This window comes from Geobacillus sp. ZGt-1 (assembly GCF_001026865.1).
Lineage (GTDB): Bacteria > Bacillota > Bacilli > Bacillales > Anoxybacillaceae > Geobacillus > Geobacillus thermoleovorans.
The window spans coordinates 1-784 of sequence record NZ_LDPD01000058.1 but is presented as its reverse complement, the minus strand read 5'-3'; the positions used below and the strand labels follow the sequence as shown (position 1 = coordinate 784).

The 784-nt window shown below is 53.8% G+C and carries 2 protein-coding genes; both read left to right on the top strand.

Annotation, left to right across the window (positions count from 1 at the left end; genetic code table 11):
- A partial coding sequence (locus tag VU18_RS15460; protein ID WP_047758437.1) for an urease accessory protein UreF occupies positions 1–503 on the top strand: 503 nt, incomplete at its 5' end.
- A gap of 49 nt (positions 504–552) precedes the next feature.
- A partial coding sequence (locus VU18_RS15455) for a GTP-binding protein (RefSeq protein WP_047758436.1) occupies positions 553–784 on the top strand: 232 nt, incomplete at its 3' end.

Here is a 784-nt window from a genome sequence, read left to right as displayed (position 1 = left end):
ATGGATTGGCGTGCCGGATCGCCTATGAGCAGTTGGAAGTCGACCGTATGGAAGGACTGCGGCGGCTGAACGACACGCTGTTTGCTCTCTGCTTGGCGAAGGAAACGCGAGAAGGAACGAGAATGATTGGGGGGCGCTTATGGAAACTGTGCCGCGACATTTACGGAGTCGATGAATTGGATGAGATCGTGCAAACGACGCGGTCCATTCATCCGGCCATTGTGTTTGCGGCGGTTGGCCGCAAAATCGGAGCAGCCAAACAAACGACGGTGCTGACGTATTTGTTTGCTTCCGTACAAACGATGGTGCAAAACGCGGTCCGCGGCATCCCCCTCGGTCAAACGGACGGGCAAAAGCTTCTTGTCATGGTGCAGCCATATTTGATTCATGCCGCAAGCATCATCGAGACGCTCGACGAAGAGGAGCTCGGAGCGGCAGCCGTTGGTCTGGAAATTGCACAAATGCAGCATGAACGTCTTCCTGTTCGATTGTTTATGTCGTAAATCTTGTTTGACGTGGAACGAAAGAAGGACAGAGAAGGGAGAATCCAGAATGGAACCGGTACGAATCGGCATCGGCGGCCCGGTCGGCGCCGGCAAAACGATGCTTGTCGAGAAGCTGACGCGGGCGATGCATCGCCGCTTTAGCATCGCGGTCATTACGAATGATATTTATACAAAAGAAGATGCCCAATTTTTAATCAAACACAGCGTTCTGCCGGAAGATCGGATTATCGGCGTCGAAACGGGCGGGTGCCCGCATACGGCCATTCGCGAAGACGCAT